Raw genomic sequence first — 20,125 nt, forward strand, 5'->3', positions numbered from 1 at the left:
GGTAATAGAAAGCTGTCACACCAACAATTAATTTACAGGCCAACAGGACAAACAGTGCAATACGTAAAAAGCGCATTTAATTAAATTAAAATTTGATACATGGTGTATTGTCTTTTCAACAGATAACCTGGAAGGATCCTAATAGATCAGCTGCGACTTATTGTACATATGGGTAAAACATTCACGCCCCTACTTTTGGTTTATAGTTATTTCAAAGGGATACCAGCCGGGAATTAACGATTGGGTATCAGCAAGAAAATTAAAGAAATTTACAGACATGGTAAATTTTAATTCTTACAAACGGTTTAGAATCAAGATAAACAGGTAGTGCTGAACCGCTGATCTATCCAGCTTTTCATTCTATCCTGGTTAGCATCCCGCCACCGGCAAGGTGCGCCGCGGGCGGATAACAGTCCGAAAAAATGTGTACTTTCGGGCTTTGCGAATGCTTGCATATGGAGAATTTTATCGTTTCGGCCCGTAAATACCGTCCTCAGAATTTTTCTACCGTAGTAGGACAATCCCACATTACCACTACTCTTAAAAATGCGATCCGTAATAACCAGCTGGCGCATGCCTTCCTGTTCTGCGGTCCGCGGGGTGTGGGTAAAACCACCTGTGCCCGTATACTGGCCAAAACCATTAATTGTGAGAACCTTCAACCGGACGGAGAGGCCTGTAATGAGTGCCATTCCTGCAAATCGTTCAATGAAGGCAGCTCTTTTAATATTCACGAGCTGGATGCGGCTTCCAACAACTCGGTGGATGATATCCGTACCCTGGTTGAGCAGGTACGTTTTGCGCCGCAGGCAGGCAAGTATAAGATCTATATCATAGATGAGGTGCACATGCTCAGCTCCTCCGCCTTTAACGCGTTTCTGAAAACACTGGAAGAACCGCCCTCCTACGCTATTTTCATCCTGGCCACCACAGAAAAGCACAAGATCCTTCCCACGATCCTGAGCCGTTGTCAGATCTTCGACTTTAAGCGCATTACTATACAGGATACGGTGGATCACCTGCATGAGATCTGCGAGAAAGAGCATATACAGGCAGAAGCCGACGCCCTGCACCTGGTAGCCCAGAAAACAGACGGCTGTATGCGTGATTCCCTGAGCACCCTGGATAAAATTGTGAGCTTTACCGGCGGGCACCTCACCTACCAGAATACGCTGGAGCACCTGAACATACTGGATTACGACTATTTCTTTAAAGTAATGGATGCCGTGCTGCAGCAGGATGTAGCCGGCGCTCTGCTGATATTTGACGAGATCCTGCAGAAAGGCTTTGAGGGAGATAACTTCCTGAACGGCTGGGCAGAGTTCCTGCGTAATTTATTAATGTGTAAAGAGGAAAAGGTGCTGCACCTGCTGGAAGTATCCGGTAACCTGAAGGACCGGTACAAACAGCTGTCCGGTAAAATAAGCCCGGCTTACCTGATCACTGCCCTGCACCTGCTGAATGAAACGGAGATCAACTACCGGATGGCGCGCAATAAACGCCTGCATGTAGAAATGGCGCTGATAAAGCTGTGCTACCTGCAGCAGGCCGTTACCCTGGCCGGCGATGACCAGTCCGGCGAAGTGGTAAAAAAAAAGTTAGTACCTGATGGGGCAGTGCCGCAACAGTTACGCGCACCTTTTGCCCAGGCAGCCGGGCCTAAAAGCGCCGGCAAGCCTGCTACAGCGGCCTCCATTGCACAAAATGAAGGCGCTAAGCTAACGATAGAGACGCCGCCGGCAGCTAAAACAGCGGCTACGGCTGCTGCACCGGCAACAACGGCCCCCGCGGCACCTGCAGCTACAGCACCTGTTGCTGCCGCCGCCAATACCACCGCTACTACACTCACTAATAGTAATAATACGCCGGCAACCCGCACTGCGCCCGTTAAACAAGGCGCGCCCGCTACCGGCAGCAAGCTTACGGGCCTGGCAGCCATGAAAGAAGCCCTGGCCGCCAAACAGCAGCAAACTACCGTGCGCGAAGCAGTACCCATTACGGCGGGCGCGCTGGCTGTGTACTGGGAAGAGTTTATTGACATTTTCCGGCAGGCCAATAAAATGACGGTAGTGAGCAACCTGCAGCTGGCCATTATTAACCTGCTGGGCAAGGAAGAGATCGGGATTGTAAGCCGGAACATTGTACAGTTCCGCTTTATGGAAGAAGAGAAGCTGGCTATTTCCGACTTTTTTAAACGTAAGTTTAATAACCCAGCTATTATTCTCACCCTGCAGCTGGATGAAAGCCAGCAAACCCAGGATATAGGTCCGGCGCCGCTCAGTAGCCGGGAACAATTCCAGCTAATGGCGGAGCATTATCCCATGATCAAAGAGCTGAAGGACCGGCTGAACATGGAATTGGATTTTTAAACCGGTTATTGCTGACTACGTTGGCGCTAACCGCTCATTTCTTACTTAATATCTCCCGGCTTTACTTTGAGATTCGACTTTCGACTTTCGACTTTCTTTTGTAGGTTTGGGCAAAATTTTGACTAAAGACTATGGCAGAAGTTATCAGAATGCCCCTTTTAAGTGATACGATGACAGAAGGGGTGATTGCGGAATGGCATAAAAAGGTGGGTGATACCGTAAAATCAGACGACGTAATAGCTGAAGTGGAAACCGATAAGGCTACCATGGAAGTAATAGGATATGTGGAGGGAACGCTGTTATATGTAGGCGTGGAAAAGGGAAAGGCTGCCAAAGTAAATGATATCATAGCTATTGTAGGTAAAGCCGGGGAAGATTATAAACCTTTACTGGAAGGTGGTGGCGCCGCTAAAGCGCCGGCATCCAACGGTAAGGCCGATGCAGCTGCACCTGCACCCAAAGCAGAAGCTCCAAAGGCTGAAGCCCCTGCTGCCAAAGCCGCTCAACCTGCCGGCGATGCCGCTGCAGCAGCCGAAGCGCTGAAGAATGCAACGGTGATCCGTATGCCGCTGCTGAGCGATACCATGACAGAAGGCAAGATCGTAGCATGGAATAAAAAAGTAGGCGATACCGTTAAGAGTGATGATGTGCTGGCAGAAGTGGAAACCGATAAGGCCACTATGGAAGTAATAGGTTATGCCGACGGTGAGCTTTTATATGTAGGTGTAAAAGAAGGCGAAGCCGCTAAAGTGAATGGCATTATAGCCATTGTAGGTAAAAAAGGAACTAATGTAGATGCTATACTGGCAGCTGAAGGCGGATCTCCCGCTCCCGCAACTGATGGCGCACCTGCTGAAAATAAAAGCGGCGATGCCCAACCTCAGACCGCTGCTGCTACTGCTGCCCCGGCAGAAAGTAATGGCGCTGTTAAGGATGGCCGCGTTAAAGCCTCTCCTCTTGCCAAAAAGCTGGCAGAAGAAAAAGGAATTGACATTAACCAGGTAACCGGCAGTGGTGATGGTGGCCGTATTGTGAAAAAAGATGTGGACAGCTTTGTACCCGGCGCTAAACCGGCAGCTACTACTGCCCCTGCTGCGGCAAAAGGTGGTGCAGCAGCTCCTGCATTTGTACCGGCCGGTCAGGAAGGTTATACCGATACTCCGCTGAGCCAGATGCGCAAGGTAATTGCCCGCCGCCTGAGCGAAAGCAAGTTCACCGCACCTCATTTCTATTTGAAAATAGATGTGGTGATGGACAAGGCAATGGAAGCCCGCAAAACCATCAACGAGATCTCTCCTGTAAAAGTTTCCTTTAATGATATGGTGATCAAGGCCGCTGCCATGGCCCTTCGCCAGCATCCTTTCGTAAACAGCAGCTGGATGGGCGATTTTATCCGCACCAATCAGCATATCCATATTGGTTCTGCCGTAGCTATTGACGAAGGCCTGATTGTACCGGTGATCCGTTTTGCAGATCAGAAATCCCTGAGCCAGATAGCCGGTGAAGCTAAAGAGCTGTATGAAAAAGCCAAGAACAAAAAACTGCAGCCGCAGGAGTTCAGTGGCAATACTTTCAGCATTTCTAACCTGGGCATGCTGGGTATAGACGAGTTCACGGCTATTATTAACCCGCCGGATTCCGCAATCCTGGCTGTAGGTAATATCAAAGAAACCGTAGTATCAGAAAAAGGACAATTCAAGGTGCAAAACATCATGAAGCTGACCATGAGCTGCGACCACCGTATTGTAGACGGCGCCGTAGGCGCCCGCTTCCTGGCTACCCTGAAAGGGTTCCTGGAAAACCCGGTGACCATGCTGGTATAGCACTTACGCAAATAACTATACGAAAGGGCGAAGCAGGTGCTTCGCCCTTTTTTTATTTGGGTACCGCCTACCGTATAACGGCACCGCCCCCCTGAAACTATCATGAACAGTATACCGCTATTCCGCTTGGACGGTTCGGCTGAATTCAGTAAATTTAACTATACCCCAACATCCTAATCCTGTTCTGTCATGAAATTGCCTGTAAACACCCTTAACTGGTTTGAGATACCGGTCAATGATTTTGAACGTGCCCGCGAGTTCTATAGCCAGCTGTTTGAATATGAGATGCAGGTTTCCGTTATGGGACCTAATCAAAGAGGTTTTTTACCGTTTGCCCCCCAGGGCGGCGGCATTGGTGGCGCTATTGTGCAAGGCCCGGATTATATACCCAGCCAGCGTGGCAGCCTGGTGTACCTGAATGCCGGTGATGACCTGAACCAGGTGCTGGGCCGCGTTGCTGCGGCGGGTGGGCATGTGGAACAGGAGAAAGCGCCGGTATCGGATGAAATGGAGCTGGGTTATTATGCGATCATCCGGGATACGGAAGGGAACCGGGTGGCGTTGCATTCGATGGGGTGAAGTGGTCCATGGTCGATCGTCCATAGTCCATCGCGTAGTGCGTTATGGAAGGTTTTCGCTGAAATGGGAAATCCGTGAGCTACCAGGGAGCCTTGTGGTCCCTCCATCTTAATCCCACCTACCCGTACTTCTTATGTGAACAAGGCAATGACTATGGACCATCGACCATGGACTCCCTTTTATTCTTTCACTAACTTTTGAAAATTCAAAAACTTCTCCTATCTTCGTTTTGAAAAGGGAAGCATATGAAACTGGCAGAAGCAAAAGCACAATTCATCCAAACCTGGGGTTCACTGGGGGCGCAATGGGGCATTAACCGCACCATGGCGCAGATCCATGCGCTGCTGCTCATTATGCCCGATCCCCTGAGCGCGGATGAGATTATGCAGGAGCTGAACATTTCCCGGGGCAATACCAATATGAATGTGCGGGAGCTCATTAACTGGGGCCTGGTAGAGCGCATCCTGGTACCCGGAGAACGCCGCGAATTCTTCTCCGCAGAAAAAGATATCTGGAAAGTAGCTACCTACATTGCCAAAGAGCGGAAGAAACGGGAGCTGGATCCGATTATGAAAGTGTTGAATCAGCTGCAGGATGTGGAAGGCGAAGCAAAAGATAAATACGTAAAGTCTTTCAAAGATTCCATTCAGAACATCAACAAGTTTGCGCACCATACGGATAAAACCATCAACTCTTTTGTAAAGTCGGAAGAAAGCTGGTTTTATAGTACGCTGCTGAAGATCTTCAAGTAAAATTTTTTTATCACAATGTTTCAATAATTATTGAAAGTTATGAAACCGATATTGCAACATAAAAAGATCGTGGTGGCCGGTGGCGCCGGTTTTATTGGACAAGGACTGATAGACCATTTTGGAAAGGAGAATGACCTGGTGATCCTTACCCGGCATCCTAAACCGGACCAGGGCCGCACCACCTATGTATACTGGGATGGCCAAACCCTGGGTGACTGGGCAACCCAGCTGGAAAACGCAGACCTGCTGATCAATCTTACCGGTAAGAGTGTGAACTGCCGGTATACAGAACGCAACAAAAAAGAGATCTTCAACAGCCGCACCCATGCTACTACTATATTAGGGGAGGCCATCCGCGGCCTGGCACACCCGCCGCGTTTGTGGGTAAATGTTGCATCTGCCACTATTTACCGGCATGCGGAAGACCGGCCCATGGATGAATTTACCGGTGAAATTGAAAACGATTTTTCCGTACAGGTTTGCAAAAAATGGGAACAGACCTTTAATGATATAACGCTGCCCCATACACGGAAGATTGTTTTACGTATAGCCGTTACATTGGGCCATCAGGGCGGTGTGATGGCGCCTTACCTGAACCTCATGAAATTCGGGCTGGGCGGATACCAGGGTAACGGGCGGCAGATGTTTAGCTGGGTGCACATTACCGACGTATGCCGTATGATTGCCTGGTTATACGAACAGCCGCAGCTATCCGGTACTTTTAATTGCAGCGCGCCCAATCCTGTACCTAACAAAACGTTTATGCAAATGCTGCGCAAAGCCGGCGGGCATTATATAGGCCTGCCTGCTCCTGCCTGGATGCTGGCCCTGGGCGCACGTATGATAGGTACGGAAACGGAGCTGCTGTTAAAAAGCCGCTGGGTGCTGCCTGCAAGGATCACGCAGGCCGGCTTTACGTTTCAATATCCGCAGCTGCAGCCGGCGTTTGAAAATATCTTGCAGCAGCTGCCACGCAGGGCGTATCATTTGTTTTGAAATAAGGATGCAGGAGTAAGATGATGGTGCAGAATACAGGATAATTGATGAAGATTTCATTATTCAGCCCGCCCCGTTTTCCAGGTAATTGCCTTAACTTAGTTTTATGGCTATCAACAGTAATAATAAAAAATTAACCGTCGTTATTGGCGCATCCGCTAACCCGCAACGATACAGCTACCTGGCGGTATCGCGGTTAACGGCGCACGGGCATCCGGTGGTAGCCATTGGTTTAAAGGATGAAAAGATCGGTGACACGCCGGTGATCAAAGAACATCCGGCAGTAGAGGCGGTAGATACCATTACCCTGTACCTGAACCCCCAACGGCAGCAGGCCTATTATGATTATATTCTGCAACTGCATCCCAAGCGCATCATCTTTAACCCCGGTACTGAAAACCCTGAGCTGGAGCAGCTGGCCATTAAAAATGGTATTGAGCCCATAGAAGCCTGCACCCTGGTTATGCTCAGCACCGGGCAATATTAACCTGTTACTTTTTTTCGTATATTCGGTTGACTTTTTTTGGATCCATCCATTCCCCATTACTGCAAGGCTATAGATACAGACCGGCTTTCCGTAACCGACTAAGCGCGTATAACACCAACGCCTATTCACTTTTTAATTATACTCACATGTTTAAATGGAGAAGATTCAATGGCGACCCCATTCACTTACCTATTAAGGATGAGGTGCGCGAGGCCATTATCCGCGAAACAGGCCGTGGTTTCAGACTGAAAGTTTGCATTGGCACGGATTCACAGGTGAAAGGCGTAGAAACTGAATTTGCTACCGTGATCGTTTTCCTGCGGGAAGGGCACGGCGGTTTTATGTTCATTCACAACGAAAAAACAAGGGATGTGTATTCCATTAAGGAGCGCATGCTGATCGAAGTGGCCAAGAGCATTGAAATTGCCTATGAGCTATGCGACCTTTTCACGGAGTATGATGTGGACATGGAAGTGCATGCCGACATTAACACCAATCCCCAGTTCAAAAGTAACCTGGCCCTACGTGAAGCCATGGGTTACATACTGGGTATGGGCTTTGCCTTTAAAGCCAAGCCGGAAGCCTTTGCCAGCAGCAGCTGCGCCAATAAGGTAGTGAACTGACCTTGAAGAAGTAAACTGATTTAACCCCTGTTTTTTGGACGTGGCCACGCGTCCGGTAGGTTTGTCTCCCCTATTTCAGCCAGCTCCGGCACACATTCCTATAACTCCGGTATCATCATTTATTACAGGCTAAAACAACTGTATAACAAGGTGTTGTATAACCTTACACTGTTGTCCTGAACTGTGCGTTCATTTCATCAATAAAGCCCAGGATGGCATCCCGGCCTGATTTTTTAACGGTAGAGGTAATAAAATGCTGCGGCAGGAATTCCCACTCTTCGCGCAGCTTATTGAGGAAGGCTTTTACATTTTTGCTGGTTTCGGCCTGGGTATTTTTATCGGCTTTGGTAAATACCAGGTTAAAAGGTACTTCCCATTTACCCAGCTGATTAATAAAGTCAATATCCAGCTTCTGAGGTGTATGGCGGCTGTCTATCAGCACAAATACATTCACCAGGTTCTCCCTTTTACGCAGGTAATTCTCGATCATTTGCTCCCATTGCCGGCGCTGCGACTGGCTTACTTTGGCAAACCCGTACCCCGGCAGATCCACCAGGTACCAGGCGTCGTTAATAACGAAGTGATTGATCAGCTGCGTTTTACCCGGCGTACCGGATGTTTTGGCCAGCTTATCATAGTTGGCCAGCATATTGATCAGGGATGATTTACCCACGTTGGAACGGCCTATAAATGCGTATTCCGGCAAATTGGGTGCGGGGCACTTTTGCCAGTCCACGTTACTGATAATGTATGCTGCTGATTTGATGATCATTATAAAGTACATGCTCCATGGGCCATAGCCCCTGGAAGTTTAAAATAGCATGCATCTGCACATTGGCACAGCTGCATATTTACACATTTACTACCTTTGCCCCCTATGTCAGATAAAGCGAATGTTCAGAAGGTAGTTCCGTATGCGGAGTCAAAATTAAGCAAGAAGGAGCAAATAGCGGCCATGTTCAATGATATTGCCTTCCGCTACGACTTCCTGAACCATTTTATGTCCATGGGAATTGATGTGTTGTGGCGCAAAAAAGCTTTACGGCAGCTGAAAACCCTGCAACCCAAACAAATGCTGGATGTGGCCACCGGCACCGGTGATTTTGCCATTATGGCCAACCGGCTGCTGCAACCGGATCATATAACGGGGATAGATATTTCCGAAGGCATGCTCCGTTTCGGGCAGGAAAAAATAACCAAGCTGGGACTGGAAAATAAAATAACCCTGCAGGCCGGCGACAGTGAAACAATAACTTTTCCTGATAGGACGTTTGATGCCATAACGGTGGCATTTGGCGTGCGCAACTTTGAAAACCTGGAAAAAGGGCTCTCAGAAATGTGCCGCGTACTGAAACCGGGCGGAAAACTGGTGATCCTTGAATTTTCAAATCCAACAGTTTTTCCCATTAAACAATTATATAATCTGTATTTTCGTTATATAACGCCACTGCTGGGAAAATGGATTGCGAAAAGTCAGGCAGCTTACAGCTACCTGCCGGATTCAGTGAAGGCTTTTCCACAGGGGCAGGTAATGTGCAATATTTTAACTAACACTGGTTTCCAGTCGGTTACATGCAAAACGCTCACTTTCGGCATATGTTCAATTTACTGCGCAACGCGCTGATCCTATCCCTTTTCATAGTCCTATGGAAGCCAACAACCGTATGCGCCCAGCAAATGATGAACATGTTGGAGCATGATGCCAAGCCTTATTATTTTGGTATTACCCTGGCCGCCAACAATTCCAATTTTAAGCTGGTCCAGTCGCAGGCTTTCCTGAAGAACGATTCCATTATGGTGGTAGAACCTTTGCGCACCATGGGTTTTAACCTGGGCCTGCTTGCCAATGCCCGCCTGAGTCAGTATTTTGACCTGCGTTTTAATCCGCAGCTGGTATTTGCCTCCAAGAACCTCTATTATAAAGAGCTGTACCCGGTACAGGAAACCACTAAAAAGGTAGAATCCATTCTCTTAAGCTTTCCCGTTCAGATCAAATTTAAATCGGACCGCATTGGTAACATGCGCGTATACACGATAGCCGGTTTAAAGTTTGATTATGACCTGGCTGCCAATGCCCGTGCCCGCCGCGATGATAACCTGCCCAAGATCCGCACCACGGATTATGGTTATGAATTAGGCGCCGGTTTTGAGTTTTACTTTGAAAGCTTCATCTTCTCCCCTGAAATTAAGATCAGTAACGGGTTAGGCAATGTGCATGTACAAAACACGGACCTCCGCTACTCCAATGTGGTTGAGAAAATGCAATCCAGGATGTTTGTATTTTCTATACACCTGGAAGGGTAGTTGGCAGTAGATAGTTGGCAGTGGGCAGTCTGGGAAGATTGCTTTTTGTTGTCAGCTATAGTTTTGAGATTGCCTGCTATGCCAACTCCATACTATTGAACTACAATTCCCCTGACTGCCAACTGCCAACTGTTAACTGCCAACTTATTATCTTTGCGGCATGCAAAATTATCTCATCCGGAATATTGCAGTCGTAAACGAAGGACGTACTACAGTACAGGACGTATGGATCAAAGGCGACCGCATTGAAAAAATAGCTCCACAGATCACCCTGGATGCTAACTACAAAGAGATAAACGGGGAAGGCAAACACCTGCTGCCCGGGGTTATTGACGACCAGGTACATTTCCGCGAACCCGGCCTTACCCATAAAGCCAATATTTATACTGAAGCGCGTGCAGCTGTAGCCGGCGGCACTACCAGCTTTATGGAAATGCCCAACACTAAACCTGCTGCCCTTACCCAGGAAATACTGGAGGAAAAATATGACATCGCCGCACAACGCTCGCTGGCCAATTACTCCTTTTTTATGGGAGTGGCCAATGACAATGCGGACGAAGTACTGAAAACCAATGCAAAAAAAGACCGCGTGTGCGGTGTAAAAATATTCATGGGCTCCTCTACCGGTAATATGCTGGTAGATAATTACCTGACCCTGGAAAGAATATTCTCCCAAAGCGAGCTACTCATTGCCACACATTGCGAAGATGAAAAGATCATCCGTACCAACATGGCGGCCTTTCAGGCAGAAAAAGGAGAAGAAAATCTTACAGCCGCCGACCACCCGCTGATCCGTAACGAGGAAGCCTGTTTTGAATCCTCCTTAGTGGCGGTGCAGTTTGCACAAAAACATAATTCCCGCCTGCATATTCTGCATATTTCAACGGAAAAAGAGCTGCAGCTGTTCAGCAACATGCTGCCCCTGTCAGAAAAACGTATAACCGCTGAGGTATGTGTGCATCATTTATATTTTACGGCTGATGATTATGTGCGTTACGGCAACCTTATTAAGTGTAACCCGGCCATTAAAGCGGAACATAATAAACATGCCCTGTGGAAAGGCCTGCTGGATGACCGGCTGGATATTATTGCCACGGATCATGCCCCGCATACCTGGGAAGAAAAACAGCAGCCTTATATGCAGGCGCCCTCCGGCGTACCACTGGTGCAACACAGCCTGCTGATGATGCTGGAACATGTAAGCAAAGGCAACCTGACCCTGGAAAAAATGGTGGAAAAAATGAGCCATGCACCGGCCACCTGTTTCCGCATACAGGAAAGGGGCTTTTTGCGGGAAGGTTATTTTGCCGATTGTGTGATCGTGGATCTGCAGCAGGCTACGATGGTAGATAAGCCCAATATTTATTACAAATGTGGCTGGAGCCCGTTTGAAGAACATACTTTCCCGGCAGCCGTTACCCACACGTTTGTAAGCGGCCACCTGGCCTGGGAAAACGGCCAGTTCAATGAAAACGTACAGGGCCGCAGGCTTACATTCGGGGTATAAAGAACTACCTGTAATTATTGATAGTTAGTTAAATGCATAATGCTGTGCTAACTACTAATAACTTTTATGGAAATATGATTGCCCTGCATCCTTACAAAACGTATATTCACTAAAATTAAAATACGGTTGCATGGAGCTGGACAAGACGACCTACTATGATCTATCTATTTTTAACCGGGAGGAAGAATTTTCACTGTTCCACCGGTTAGACTTTACCACCACTGCGGGTGGCCGCGAATACCTGCGGCAACTGTTCAGCGCTCCCCTGGCCGATATTGCAACCATAGAACAAAGGCAGCAGGTGCTGCAATACATACTGGCCCAGCAAGCCCAGTGGCCGGAGATCATTACCAACGGCACTATTGTAGTAGTAGAAAATTACCTGGAAGCGCAGATAACGCCTATTTCCAGCACCGGCGGCCCCGGCCTGCTGCTAAGCGCTGTAATGACCAAAACCATTTATGCACCGGATTACGGGTTCATTAAATTCTCGTTCTCCCAGCTCATGAACCTCATAAAAGGCTTTCGCAAGCTGGTAGAAGTATTCAATACAGATATTACCCCAAAAATACTTAAACAGCTGCTGGACAGGGCCCAACAGCTGTTACAGCAGCGGGAATTCACGGAGCTGCTGCACATAGAATCCCTGGAACAGCTTTCCTTTATACAGATCTTACGTTATGATAACCTGATCCGCACCCGCCAGAAAAAACATCTCTGGGAGCTGGTGGACCTGTATAAAAAGCTGGATGCTTATTATGCTATGGCCAAAGCGGTGAAACATTATAACCTGCAGTTCCCGGTATTTGAAGATACCCCTCACCCCTTTATAGCAGCTAAGCAGCTGTATCACATGATCTTACAGGCGCCGGTATCCTATGACATTGAGCTGGATCCCAAATCCCGTTTTTTATTCCTTACCGGGGCCAATATGGCAGGCAAAACCACGTTTATTAAAGCGGTAGGTGTGGCCGTATTTCTTGCACATATTGGAATGGGCGTACCTGCAGAACATATGAAGCTTAGCTTTTTTCACGGTATTTTCAGCAATATACAGGTGCAGGATAATATCTTTAAAGGAGAAAGCTATTTTTACAGCGAGGTGCAGCGCATTAAGAACACCATTATCAAGATCAGTAACGGCCGTCACTGGCTGGTGCTGATAGATGAAATGTTCAAGGGCACCAACGTGGAAGATGCCAAGAACTGCTCCCTGGCTGTGATACAGGGCCTGTTGCGCAGCTCTAACTGTTTGTTCATTCTGTCAACCCATTTATATGAGCTGGCAGAAGAGCTGCAGGGAGAAAAGAACATTCTTTTTAAGTACTTTGAATCGGAAGTTATTGCGGATAACCTGCACTTTACCTACCAGTTAAAAGACGGTATTGCCCGTGAAAAGATCGGTTATCTGATCCTGAAACGGGAGAAAGTGCTGGACCTGCTGAAAGAAATAAAATAGTGCTTATTTTTGACAAGATTTTTAGGAGCTGCTGCAGAATAATAGCAGTGGCAACTACTAATTTTATCGCTATCCTCTGTTTTTTTTGACCATTAAATGAAAACCTATGTATCCGTGTGAGAACCTGCTTTTTCTGGAATGAACCTCGTAGCAATGCTTTGCAGCATACTATGAAAAACCTGTAACGATCATTAAACCATATCTATTCATCATGTTAACCATTAAATACTAACAGCCCATGAAGTATTCATTTCCGGATGTGCCGGCACATTTGGTGAGTGTTACCTATGAAATACCGGTACAGTACAAGAACTACCAATATCCCTTTGCACAAAGCCAGCTTATTTCCACCCCGTTAACGGTGATCCTGGAACAGAAAATTACTGTAAGAGGTTGCGTGGTATCCCATCACTGGATGTTTGTAAAAGGACCGGTAAAATTGTTGCTGCAGCCCGACGAAACCGGCGCTACACTGTACTGTATGATGCAAGGCAGCATAGACTGCCGTATTAATGGCAGGGAGCGCGTACGCCTGTACCAGGGGCAGTATAACCTGCTGCAGCTGCACCAGGGTACCCATGAAATATTCCTGAATCCCGGCCTGTATGCATCCTGGGGGGTAGATAGCCCTTACACGCTGCTGGAAGAAATGGCCACGGATTCTTTTCATGCTAAAAAGCTGCTGCATCAAACCCTGAGTAAGGATGGCGCACCCAAACCGCTTTCCGGTATTACCTGGAATAAGCTGTACCAGCTGATAGAGGATATTAATCACAGCACTCCTGTGAAGAAAATAACGGAAATGCAACTTTTTAGCAAGCTGCTGGAAATACAGGCCATGGTACTGGAAGACCTGGATACCTCCGGCGACCGCCCTTACCGCGATGCCAACAGCCAGCTGTTTGAAACCATTAAGGTATACCTCTCCAATCACCTGGATACCCGGCCTGATCTGGCGCAGCTGGCACGCAGCTTCTGCATCAGCCAGTCAAAGCTAAAGCAGGGTTTCAAAAAATATTTCATGACCACTGTATGGAGCTATCATCATAAACAACGTATGGAGCGCAGCATGCAGCTGCTGCTGCATACTAATAAAAGTGTAGCCAATATTGCGGCGGATCTGGGCTACATGCCTACCAACTTTGCAAGGGACTTTAAAAAGTTCTTTGGTTATTCCCCACGGTCGCACCGGGCCAATGGGGTAAGCTATGCCACTGAAGAATAATACATTAGCGTCAAATCTTTTTTGACCAAGCGTTTAAACCTATGTCCAAAAAAACGATGGCGGAAGTCATTGCAGGATTGTTTATTCTCCTGTTTTTGTACACCGCATTAAGCAAATTGGGTGAATTTGCCGTGTTCAGACATTTCCTGCGCAGCTCTCCTTTAATAGCCCGTAATGCCGGTATTATGGCGGTATTGATACCTGCCGGTGAAATACTGGTTGCTTTATTATTGTTCCTGCCAGCCACCCGCAAGCAGGGCATGCTGGCATCCCTGGGGCTTATGCTGGTGTTCACCGCTTACCTTACCTACATGCTTCTTTTTGTGCCCAGGCTGCCCTGCTCCTGTGGTGGCGTTATTAGCCGGCTAAGCTGGCAGCAGCACCTGGTATTTAATGTTGTGCTTACTGCGCTGGCGCTGCTGGGTATACGGTTGCATTCACCCATGTTCCACCATCCTCTTTCACCATCTATAAAAACAGGCGAAGCTGAAAACCTGTAAAAAAGAGTAGGCTTATTAATCCATTAAACCTTCAAATTTTTGTATGAAGAAAAATCGTATTTGCCTGCTGGCTGTGCTGCTGGCAGTAACAGCAGCGTCTTATACTCATGCCGGCAAACTGGTAAAAAAACCTGTAACCACGCAATGGTTCCTGTATTCAGATGGCGGGGACGATATTGCTTTTAATGTTGGTGAAGCCCGTAATGCAGGGAATTATATTGAAGCCGGTACCGATGTATCTGATGTTTGCAACGGTACGGTGAACCTGTGTGCAGTGCTGGCGCAAACCAACAATCACCTGCCGGTAATTACGCAGGGCAGCACGCTGGATAACCAGCTGGTAACTTATTTCAATACCGGTGGTACTTCTGTGGGAGGGTTTCTTAAGGAGAAACCGTAAAAAAATTTAATGTAAAATTTCAAATGATAAATGTAAAAGTGAATGCAGCGATGTCCTGCATCTTTCACTTTTACATTTATCATTTTACATTTATCCCGTTCATAAAGTCTTTTAAATGGTCTCTATGAACCGCCTTCGCCGGTTTTTCATGGATTTTGTTCAATGCCCGTCATACTAACTACTTTGCCCGGTATCTGTAATACATAACGAGGGCTGTTGGGCAGCAGCGTGTAGGTTTCCCCGTTTAACATACGTTGTGGTGTTACCGCAAAAGCCGGTTCCTGCTGCAGCCGCCGCAGATCGGCCCAGCGGGCGCTGCGGAACAGCAGCTCTTTTTTTCTTTCACGGAGTATTTGTTTGAGCGCATCTGTTGCATCTGCAGCTATGAGCGGCACAAAGGTACCCTGCCGCCAGCGCTTTACCAGCAATGCATTCAGGTCGTTCATTGCCTGGGTGGCATTCCCCGCACGGGCCCGGCTCTCTGCACGTACCAGGTACATTTCATCTGTAACAATACCGGCAAAAATATATCCATTGTCTGGGCCCATACCTGCATAATCTCCTTTAAAGCTGTTACCGGTAAAGCATATACGTTTTCTCAGATCATTCTCCGTGTAAGTATTATAAAGTACCGTATCTACTTTACACACTGCCGGAAATAATGCGCCGGCATTAGGCGATATCATCTCAAAGATCACTTCATCATTAAAACGCGGAACAGGCGCATCTGCCAGGGTATCCAGCTCATTGTAATCCATCAGCCGGTTATACAATTGCAGGCAGGAATCTGCATAGGCGCCCGCATGGGCATAGTCCCGCATATCCAGGTATACAAGGGCCAGCGCACCATAAGCAGCCGGCTTACCCGGGCGGCTTTTTATTGCAGGTGTTTCGGGTAATAAGGTAAGCGCGGTTTTCAGATCAGACAGAATACGGTCATAGGTTTGTGCAACTGATGCCCTTACTGTAGGATCATTGTAATTGGAGGTGTAACGTAGCGGAATACCTGGGTCCTGCGCGGCGGTGGCAGCATCATAGGGTTTGGCAAACAGCTGCGCCAGCGCATGAAAATACATGGCCCGGAAAAAGAGGGCGGTACCTTTCAGGTTATTCCAGTCCTCTACAGCACCGGTATTGCGCGCCTTGTCAACATTTTCCAGCACCACATTGGTATTTAAAATAGCCTGGTAGGGGCCGTTCCAGTAATCGTTGGTCTGATCTGTTCTTTGCCATAGATACAGCTCCTGGTCACTTTGCGGCAAAGCATTCCAGTCTGCTGCGGCCAGGTAAAAATTATCAGCCAGTAAACCGCCGGCAGCCGGCCAGGTATTGTTCATAGTGGCGTAATCATCCATCAGCAGCTGCAGGTCTTTGATGGTTACAGGCACTTCCAGCTTTACATCCGGCCTGGCATCCAGGTAATGCTTACAGGAGGCTAACAGCAGCCAAATGATAATATACCGGTATTGTATATACGTTCTTTTCATTTAAAAATCTGCTTTTATACCAAATGCAAAGGCGCGCGGTGTTCGCAATCCGGATGGGAAGTCCGGATCCAGGCCGGCTTTATTGGCTTTCCAGATCAATATATTCAGGTTAGTGATGTAGGTGTAAAACTGTAGCTGTCTGAAAAAAGTGCGGCTGTTCATTCCTTTTTTAAGCGTGTAGTTTAAGCGTACATCTTCCCAGCGCACATGGTCTCCTTTCTCTACCGTTATAGATGAATAGGTGTAGAACAGATCACGGTAAGCGGGATTAGGATATACGAGAGATGGTACATTGGTATGCTTTTCATCGCCCGGCTGCTGCCAGCGCTGCTGGTAATCGCTATGTCCAGCACCACTTGCAAACAGCGTATTGTAAGCAATGGTATTGCGCCGGAAATAATAACCCAGCCGGTAAGTGATGTTGGCAGATAAGGAAATGTTCCTCCAGCTAAAGGTGTTTAATACATTGCCAAAGTAAGTGGGTAATGCGGGACCATGGATCACCTGTTCTGCAAGCGGATTCTTTATCAACGCTGCATAATCTGTACTAATACTTTTGTTAAGGTACCCGCGCGGATCACCGGTGGCAGGGTCCAGGCCGGCCCAGTTGTAGCTTACCAATAAATAAGGGTTGTAGCCGGGCAGCGGGATAATTGTTTCCCCGTCACTCACAAAGCCATTGGTAAGCGGCGGCAGCAGATACCGCGATACTGCATAGTGCACATAATTAAACAGCAGGCTGCTTTGCCATTGAAAGGCGCTGGTATTTATAGCTTTACCGTATAGCTGCACTTCTACTCCCCGGCCTTTAATATCCGCAGAGTTGGTAAGCGCCGCACCCAGTCCGGTCGTAGGGTCCAGCGCTTCCAGGCCTATTACATCTACAGATTGCTTATGGTAATATTCAATGCTGCCGCTCAGGCGGTTGTTTTTGAAAGTAAAGTCCAGCCCGGCGTTGAGCGTATTTACTTTTTCCCAGCGCAGCTCGGGGTTGGCTACATTCAGCATGGTGGCGAAGGGCAGGTTAGTGAACTGGAAGGAAGCATCATACTTATAAATAGTAGCCAATGCTGCAATGGCATTATTCACATTGCCGCCGGAGCCATAGCTAAGGCGCAGGTTCAGGTAAGGCAACCAGCCTGCACGATAAAATCTTTCATTGGATATTTTCCATGCTGCGCCGGCAGACCAAAGCGGCACGCCTTTCCGGTTAGCCCTTACCCCGAATAAATTAGAAGCATCTTTCCGCGCGCTGGCTGAAAACGTATAGCGATTATCGTAAGTATAAGCTGCATTGGCGTACGCGGAAGTAAAACGATCCAGGCGGTCATCTATATCTGTATTAGATGGAATGGTGGCTGTACGGCCAGTGAACAGCGGGTAGTAACGGAGCAGATCTACCGCTGTATTACCATAATCGCGGTAGCTGTTGCCTGCCGTGTGCAGCTGCCGCAGCTCTGCACCGGCAATAGCTGCCAGCTGGTGTTTGCCCGCCCAGGTATGATTAAAATTTAACTGCCCGCGTAACATATGCCCCTGCTGTAAACTGGCAGAACGGTCTGTGACAGGGGCATTGGGTACTATATAGGTTACGCTGTCGCCATGGATCTGTGAATAGCGGTTAATAAGGTCCCTCGCAAAAAAGGTTTGTGTGCTGTAATATGCACGGCTATTTCTATCTGCACGCTGGTATTGATATTTTACCTCTGCACTAATGGTATTGGAAAAATTATACTGCAATCCCAGGTTAGCGATCAGCACCTGTGCGCGGGAGGTTTTATCGTTCAGGGCCATCTCCTGCAAGGGACGGTACTTCCAGTCCAGCAGCAGGCCATGCCCGGCAGTATCTGTATATGTATCTGCGTAGCGGGTATCCAGGGTTAAAGGATTGCCGTTATCATCTGCCAGCCGGCTATAAGGCGGCAGCGCACGCGTGCCCAGCTTATAGGCATTGCTGTTATAGGGGCCGGTGCTGTTGTTGGTATCATCATGCTGTGTATATTGAATGCCTGTCTGTACCTGCAGTTTACGGGTGGCCTGCCAGGTATTGTCGGTACGCAGGGTTATACGCTGGTAAGTATTGCCCACCAGGTTGGTGCTGTTCTTATCGTACCCGGTGGAGAAAAAGTATTTTACCTTTTTGCTGCCGCCGCTAACATTGGCGGCGTACTGCTGGTTGATGCCCTGCCGGTAAATGTATTTCAGGAAATCGTTGCGTACATCTATGCTGCGTAATTTGTCAATAGCGGCCTTTGTTTCAGCTGCTGACAGCTGCCCGTTCCGCTCCCTTACCAGCAGGTCTACCACCGGTGTTACAGGCGGGTAGCGCCTGTCATTAATAGCACTATTGTAATAACCTTTGCTGAATAAAAATTCTTCCAGGTCAATAAGATCGGAAGCTGGCATTTGCGGTAAGCGGAATAATTCCGGTTTATTGATCACCGTTACATTGGAGTTAAAAGATACGCGGGGCGCCTGATCATACCGCCCTTTTTTAGTGGTGATCACAATCACCCCGTTGCCAGCTTTAGCGCCCCAGATAGAGGCCGCAGCTGCATCTTTCAGGATGGTGATGTTCTCTACATCATTAGGATTAATATCGTTTATATCACCTTCATAAGGAAAATTGTCCACCACTACTAAAGGTTGCGCAATGGCTGAAGTAAGGGTATACAAGCCGCGGATCTGGATCCTGGTGCTGGCGGCATCACGTTTATCAAACAATACGCCGCTGGCCACCCCATCTAGGCGGTCCAGGATGCCGGTGCTCACTTTACGGTTCAGCAGCTCATTATCCAGCTTTACAAAAGAGCCGGTAGCGCGTTCCCTGGGAATGGCCTGGTAACCGGTTGCTACTACGGATACGCTGGTAATGTCCAGGATCTCTTTCTGCAAACGGATCTGCACATTACCTGTTTCATTCAACCGTACCTGTTGTTTCAGGTAACCCGCATAACTTACCTGCAGGGTGATGGGGCGGGTGATGCCGTCAATTACAAACCGGCCCTGTTCATTGGTGGTAGCGCCTTTGGGCGTACCATCCACCAATACGGTGGCCCCGGCTAATGGGGTACCGCTAATATCTGTAACCTGCCCGTTGAGGAATGTCAATAATGAATCGCGTAGTGTGCCACTAGCAGGGGCCGCGACCGGTGGAGCTTTTTTTATTATAACCGTGTTCCCATTAAATACCCAGATCAATCCCTTTCCCTTCAGTAATTGTTGCAACACATTTTCCACAGCAGCTTCCTTTACATGTAACGTTACTTTTTCATTGTTGTTAACCAGGTCGGCGGAGTAAAAGAAATAATAACCGGTTTGTCTGTTCATGGCTTTTAATACTTCCCGCAGCGGCCATTGATCTGCAGAGAGGGTTACCTTATCCGTATGCTGAAAAAACATTATGTTACCCGCAAACGCAGGCAGGGCAGCGCTTACCAGGCACACGCATAGCAACAGTAGCATTAAATTAAAACGCATGGCTGCAAACCCCATATGGTTATTCTTTATTACCAGAGTTATTTGAACAGGATGATTAGTTTCACCAATATAACCTACATGTATAAACGAATATTGCTATGAATATTTCAGGTGTAATCCGGGTTGATGGGTCA

Annotated in this window: 18 protein-coding genes; 14 read left to right on the plus strand and 4 right to left on the minus strand. The window is 47.8% G+C overall.

Annotated elements, in window-relative coordinates; genetic code table 11:
* Positions 1–311: 311 nt before the first annotated feature.
* The gene (locus tag BMZ54_RS32870) at positions 312–455 is read right to left on the minus strand and encodes a hypothetical protein (protein WP_156093004.1); all 144 of its coding nucleotides are present in this window, start codon (positions 453–455) and stop codon (positions 312–314) included.
* Between BMZ54_RS32870 and BMZ54_RS00405 the strand changes: the two genes are divergently transcribed.
* From BMZ54_RS00405 to BMZ54_RS00435, 7 genes are all read left to right on the plus strand, one after another.
* A complete protein-coding gene (locus BMZ54_RS00405; protein WP_089906190.1) occupies positions 456–2,369 on the plus strand; it encodes a DNA polymerase III subunit gamma/tau in 1,914 nt (637 codons plus the stop codon).
* Positions 2,370–2,500: 131 nt separating this feature from the next.
* Positions 2,501–4,192: a pyruvate dehydrogenase complex dihydrolipoamide acetyltransferase gene (locus BMZ54_RS00410; protein ID WP_089906191.1), complete on the plus strand. Its 1,692-nt coding sequence runs from the start codon at positions 2,501–2,503 to the stop codon at positions 4,190–4,192.
* Positions 4,193–4,381: 189 nt separating this feature from the next.
* A complete protein-coding gene (locus BMZ54_RS00415) occupies positions 4,382–4,771 on the plus strand; it encodes a VOC family protein (RefSeq protein WP_089906192.1) in 390 nt (129 codons plus the stop codon).
* A gap of 245 nt (positions 4,772–5,016) precedes the next feature.
* A complete protein-coding gene (locus tag BMZ54_RS00420) occupies positions 5,017–5,523 on the plus strand; it encodes a GbsR/MarR family transcriptional regulator (protein ID WP_089906193.1) in 507 nt (168 codons plus the stop codon).
* A 39-nt stretch (positions 5,524–5,562) separates the two neighbouring features.
* Complete coding sequence (locus tag BMZ54_RS00425; protein ID WP_238386442.1) at positions 5,563–6,519, plus strand: TIGR01777 family oxidoreductase; 957 nt, start codon at positions 5,563–5,565, stop codon at positions 6,517–6,519.
* 106 nt (positions 6,520–6,625) lie between these two features.
* Positions 6,626–7,006, plus strand: a complete 381-nt coding sequence (locus BMZ54_RS00430) for a CoA-binding protein (RefSeq protein WP_089906194.1) — start codon at positions 6,626–6,628, stop codon at positions 7,004–7,006.
* A gap of 146 nt (positions 7,007–7,152) precedes the next feature.
* Positions 7,153–7,629 carry a ribonuclease H-like YkuK family protein gene (locus tag BMZ54_RS00435; protein ID WP_089906195.1) on the plus strand — a complete coding sequence of 159 codons (477 nt, stop codon included), beginning with the start codon at positions 7,153–7,155 and terminating at the stop codon, positions 7,627–7,629.
* A gap of 163 nt (positions 7,630–7,792) precedes the next feature.
* On the opposite strand, the gene yihA is transcribed toward BMZ54_RS00435, so the two are convergent.
* On the minus strand, positions 7,793–8,401 hold the full coding sequence (yihA, locus tag BMZ54_RS00440; protein WP_089908136.1) for a ribosome biogenesis GTP-binding protein YihA/YsxC: 609 nt from the start codon (positions 8,399–8,401) through the stop codon (positions 7,793–7,795).
* A gap of 105 nt (positions 8,402–8,506) precedes the next feature.
* Here yihA and ubiE point away from each other — a divergent pair, with 105 nt between their 5' ends.
* The 7 genes from ubiE to BMZ54_RS00475 all read left to right on the plus strand — a co-directional run bounded on the left by ubiE (position 8,507) and on the right by BMZ54_RS00475 (position 15,024).
* The gene (gene ubiE, locus BMZ54_RS00445; RefSeq protein WP_089906196.1) at positions 8,507–9,253 is read left to right on the plus strand and encodes a bifunctional demethylmenaquinone methyltransferase/2-methoxy-6-polyprenyl-1,4-benzoquinol methylase UbiE; all 747 of its coding nucleotides are present in this window, start codon (positions 8,507–8,509) and stop codon (positions 9,251–9,253) included.
* Complete coding sequence (gene porT / locus BMZ54_RS00450) at positions 9,226–9,933, plus strand: type IX secretion/gliding motility protein PorT/SprT (RefSeq protein ID WP_089906197.1); 708 nt, start codon at positions 9,226–9,228, stop codon at positions 9,931–9,933. Before ubiE ends, porT begins: the two co-directional genes overlap by 28 nt.
* A gap of 160 nt (positions 9,934–10,093) precedes the next feature.
* Positions 10,094–11,440 (plus strand): dihydroorotase, encoded by a 1,347-nt coding sequence (locus tag BMZ54_RS00455; protein WP_089906198.1) that lies wholly within the window; start codon positions 10,094–10,096, stop codon positions 11,438–11,440.
* 130 nt (positions 11,441–11,570) lie between these two features.
* The gene (locus BMZ54_RS00460) at positions 11,571–12,899 is read left to right on the plus strand and encodes a MutS-related protein (RefSeq protein ID WP_089906199.1); all 1,329 of its coding nucleotides are present in this window, start codon (positions 11,571–11,573) and stop codon (positions 12,897–12,899) included.
* Between the two features lie 238 nt (positions 12,900–13,137).
* A complete protein-coding gene (locus BMZ54_RS00465) occupies positions 13,138–14,124 on the plus strand; it encodes a helix-turn-helix transcriptional regulator (protein WP_089906200.1) in 987 nt (328 codons plus the stop codon).
* Between the two features lie 41 nt (positions 14,125–14,165).
* Positions 14,166–14,624 (plus strand): MauE/DoxX family redox-associated membrane protein, encoded by a 459-nt coding sequence (locus BMZ54_RS00470; protein ID WP_089906201.1) that lies wholly within the window; start codon positions 14,166–14,168, stop codon positions 14,622–14,624.
* Between the two features lie 43 nt (positions 14,625–14,667).
* Positions 14,668–15,024 carry a hypothetical protein gene (locus BMZ54_RS00475; RefSeq protein ID WP_089906202.1) on the plus strand — a complete coding sequence of 119 codons (357 nt, stop codon included), beginning with the start codon at positions 14,668–14,670 and terminating at the stop codon, positions 15,022–15,024.
* A 146-nt stretch (positions 15,025–15,170) separates the two neighbouring features.
* On the opposite strand, the gene BMZ54_RS00480 is transcribed toward BMZ54_RS00475, so the two are convergent.
* Together BMZ54_RS00480 and BMZ54_RS00485 are read right to left on the minus strand one after the other, a co-directional pair.
* Positions 15,171–16,511, minus strand: coding sequence for a RagB/SusD family nutrient uptake outer membrane protein (locus tag BMZ54_RS00480; protein WP_089906203.1), 1,341 nt, complete (start codon positions 16,509–16,511; stop codon positions 15,171–15,173).
* Positions 16,512–20,006, minus strand: a complete 3,495-nt coding sequence (locus tag BMZ54_RS00485) for a SusC/RagA family TonB-linked outer membrane protein (RefSeq protein ID WP_089906204.1) — start codon at positions 20,004–20,006, stop codon at positions 16,512–16,514. It abuts the gene before it with no gap.
* Positions 20,007–20,125: the final 119 nt, after the last annotated feature.

This window comes from Chitinophaga rupis, assembly GCF_900109685.1.
Taxonomy (GTDB): Bacteria; Bacteroidota; Bacteroidia; order Chitinophagales; family Chitinophagaceae; genus Chitinophaga; species Chitinophaga rupis.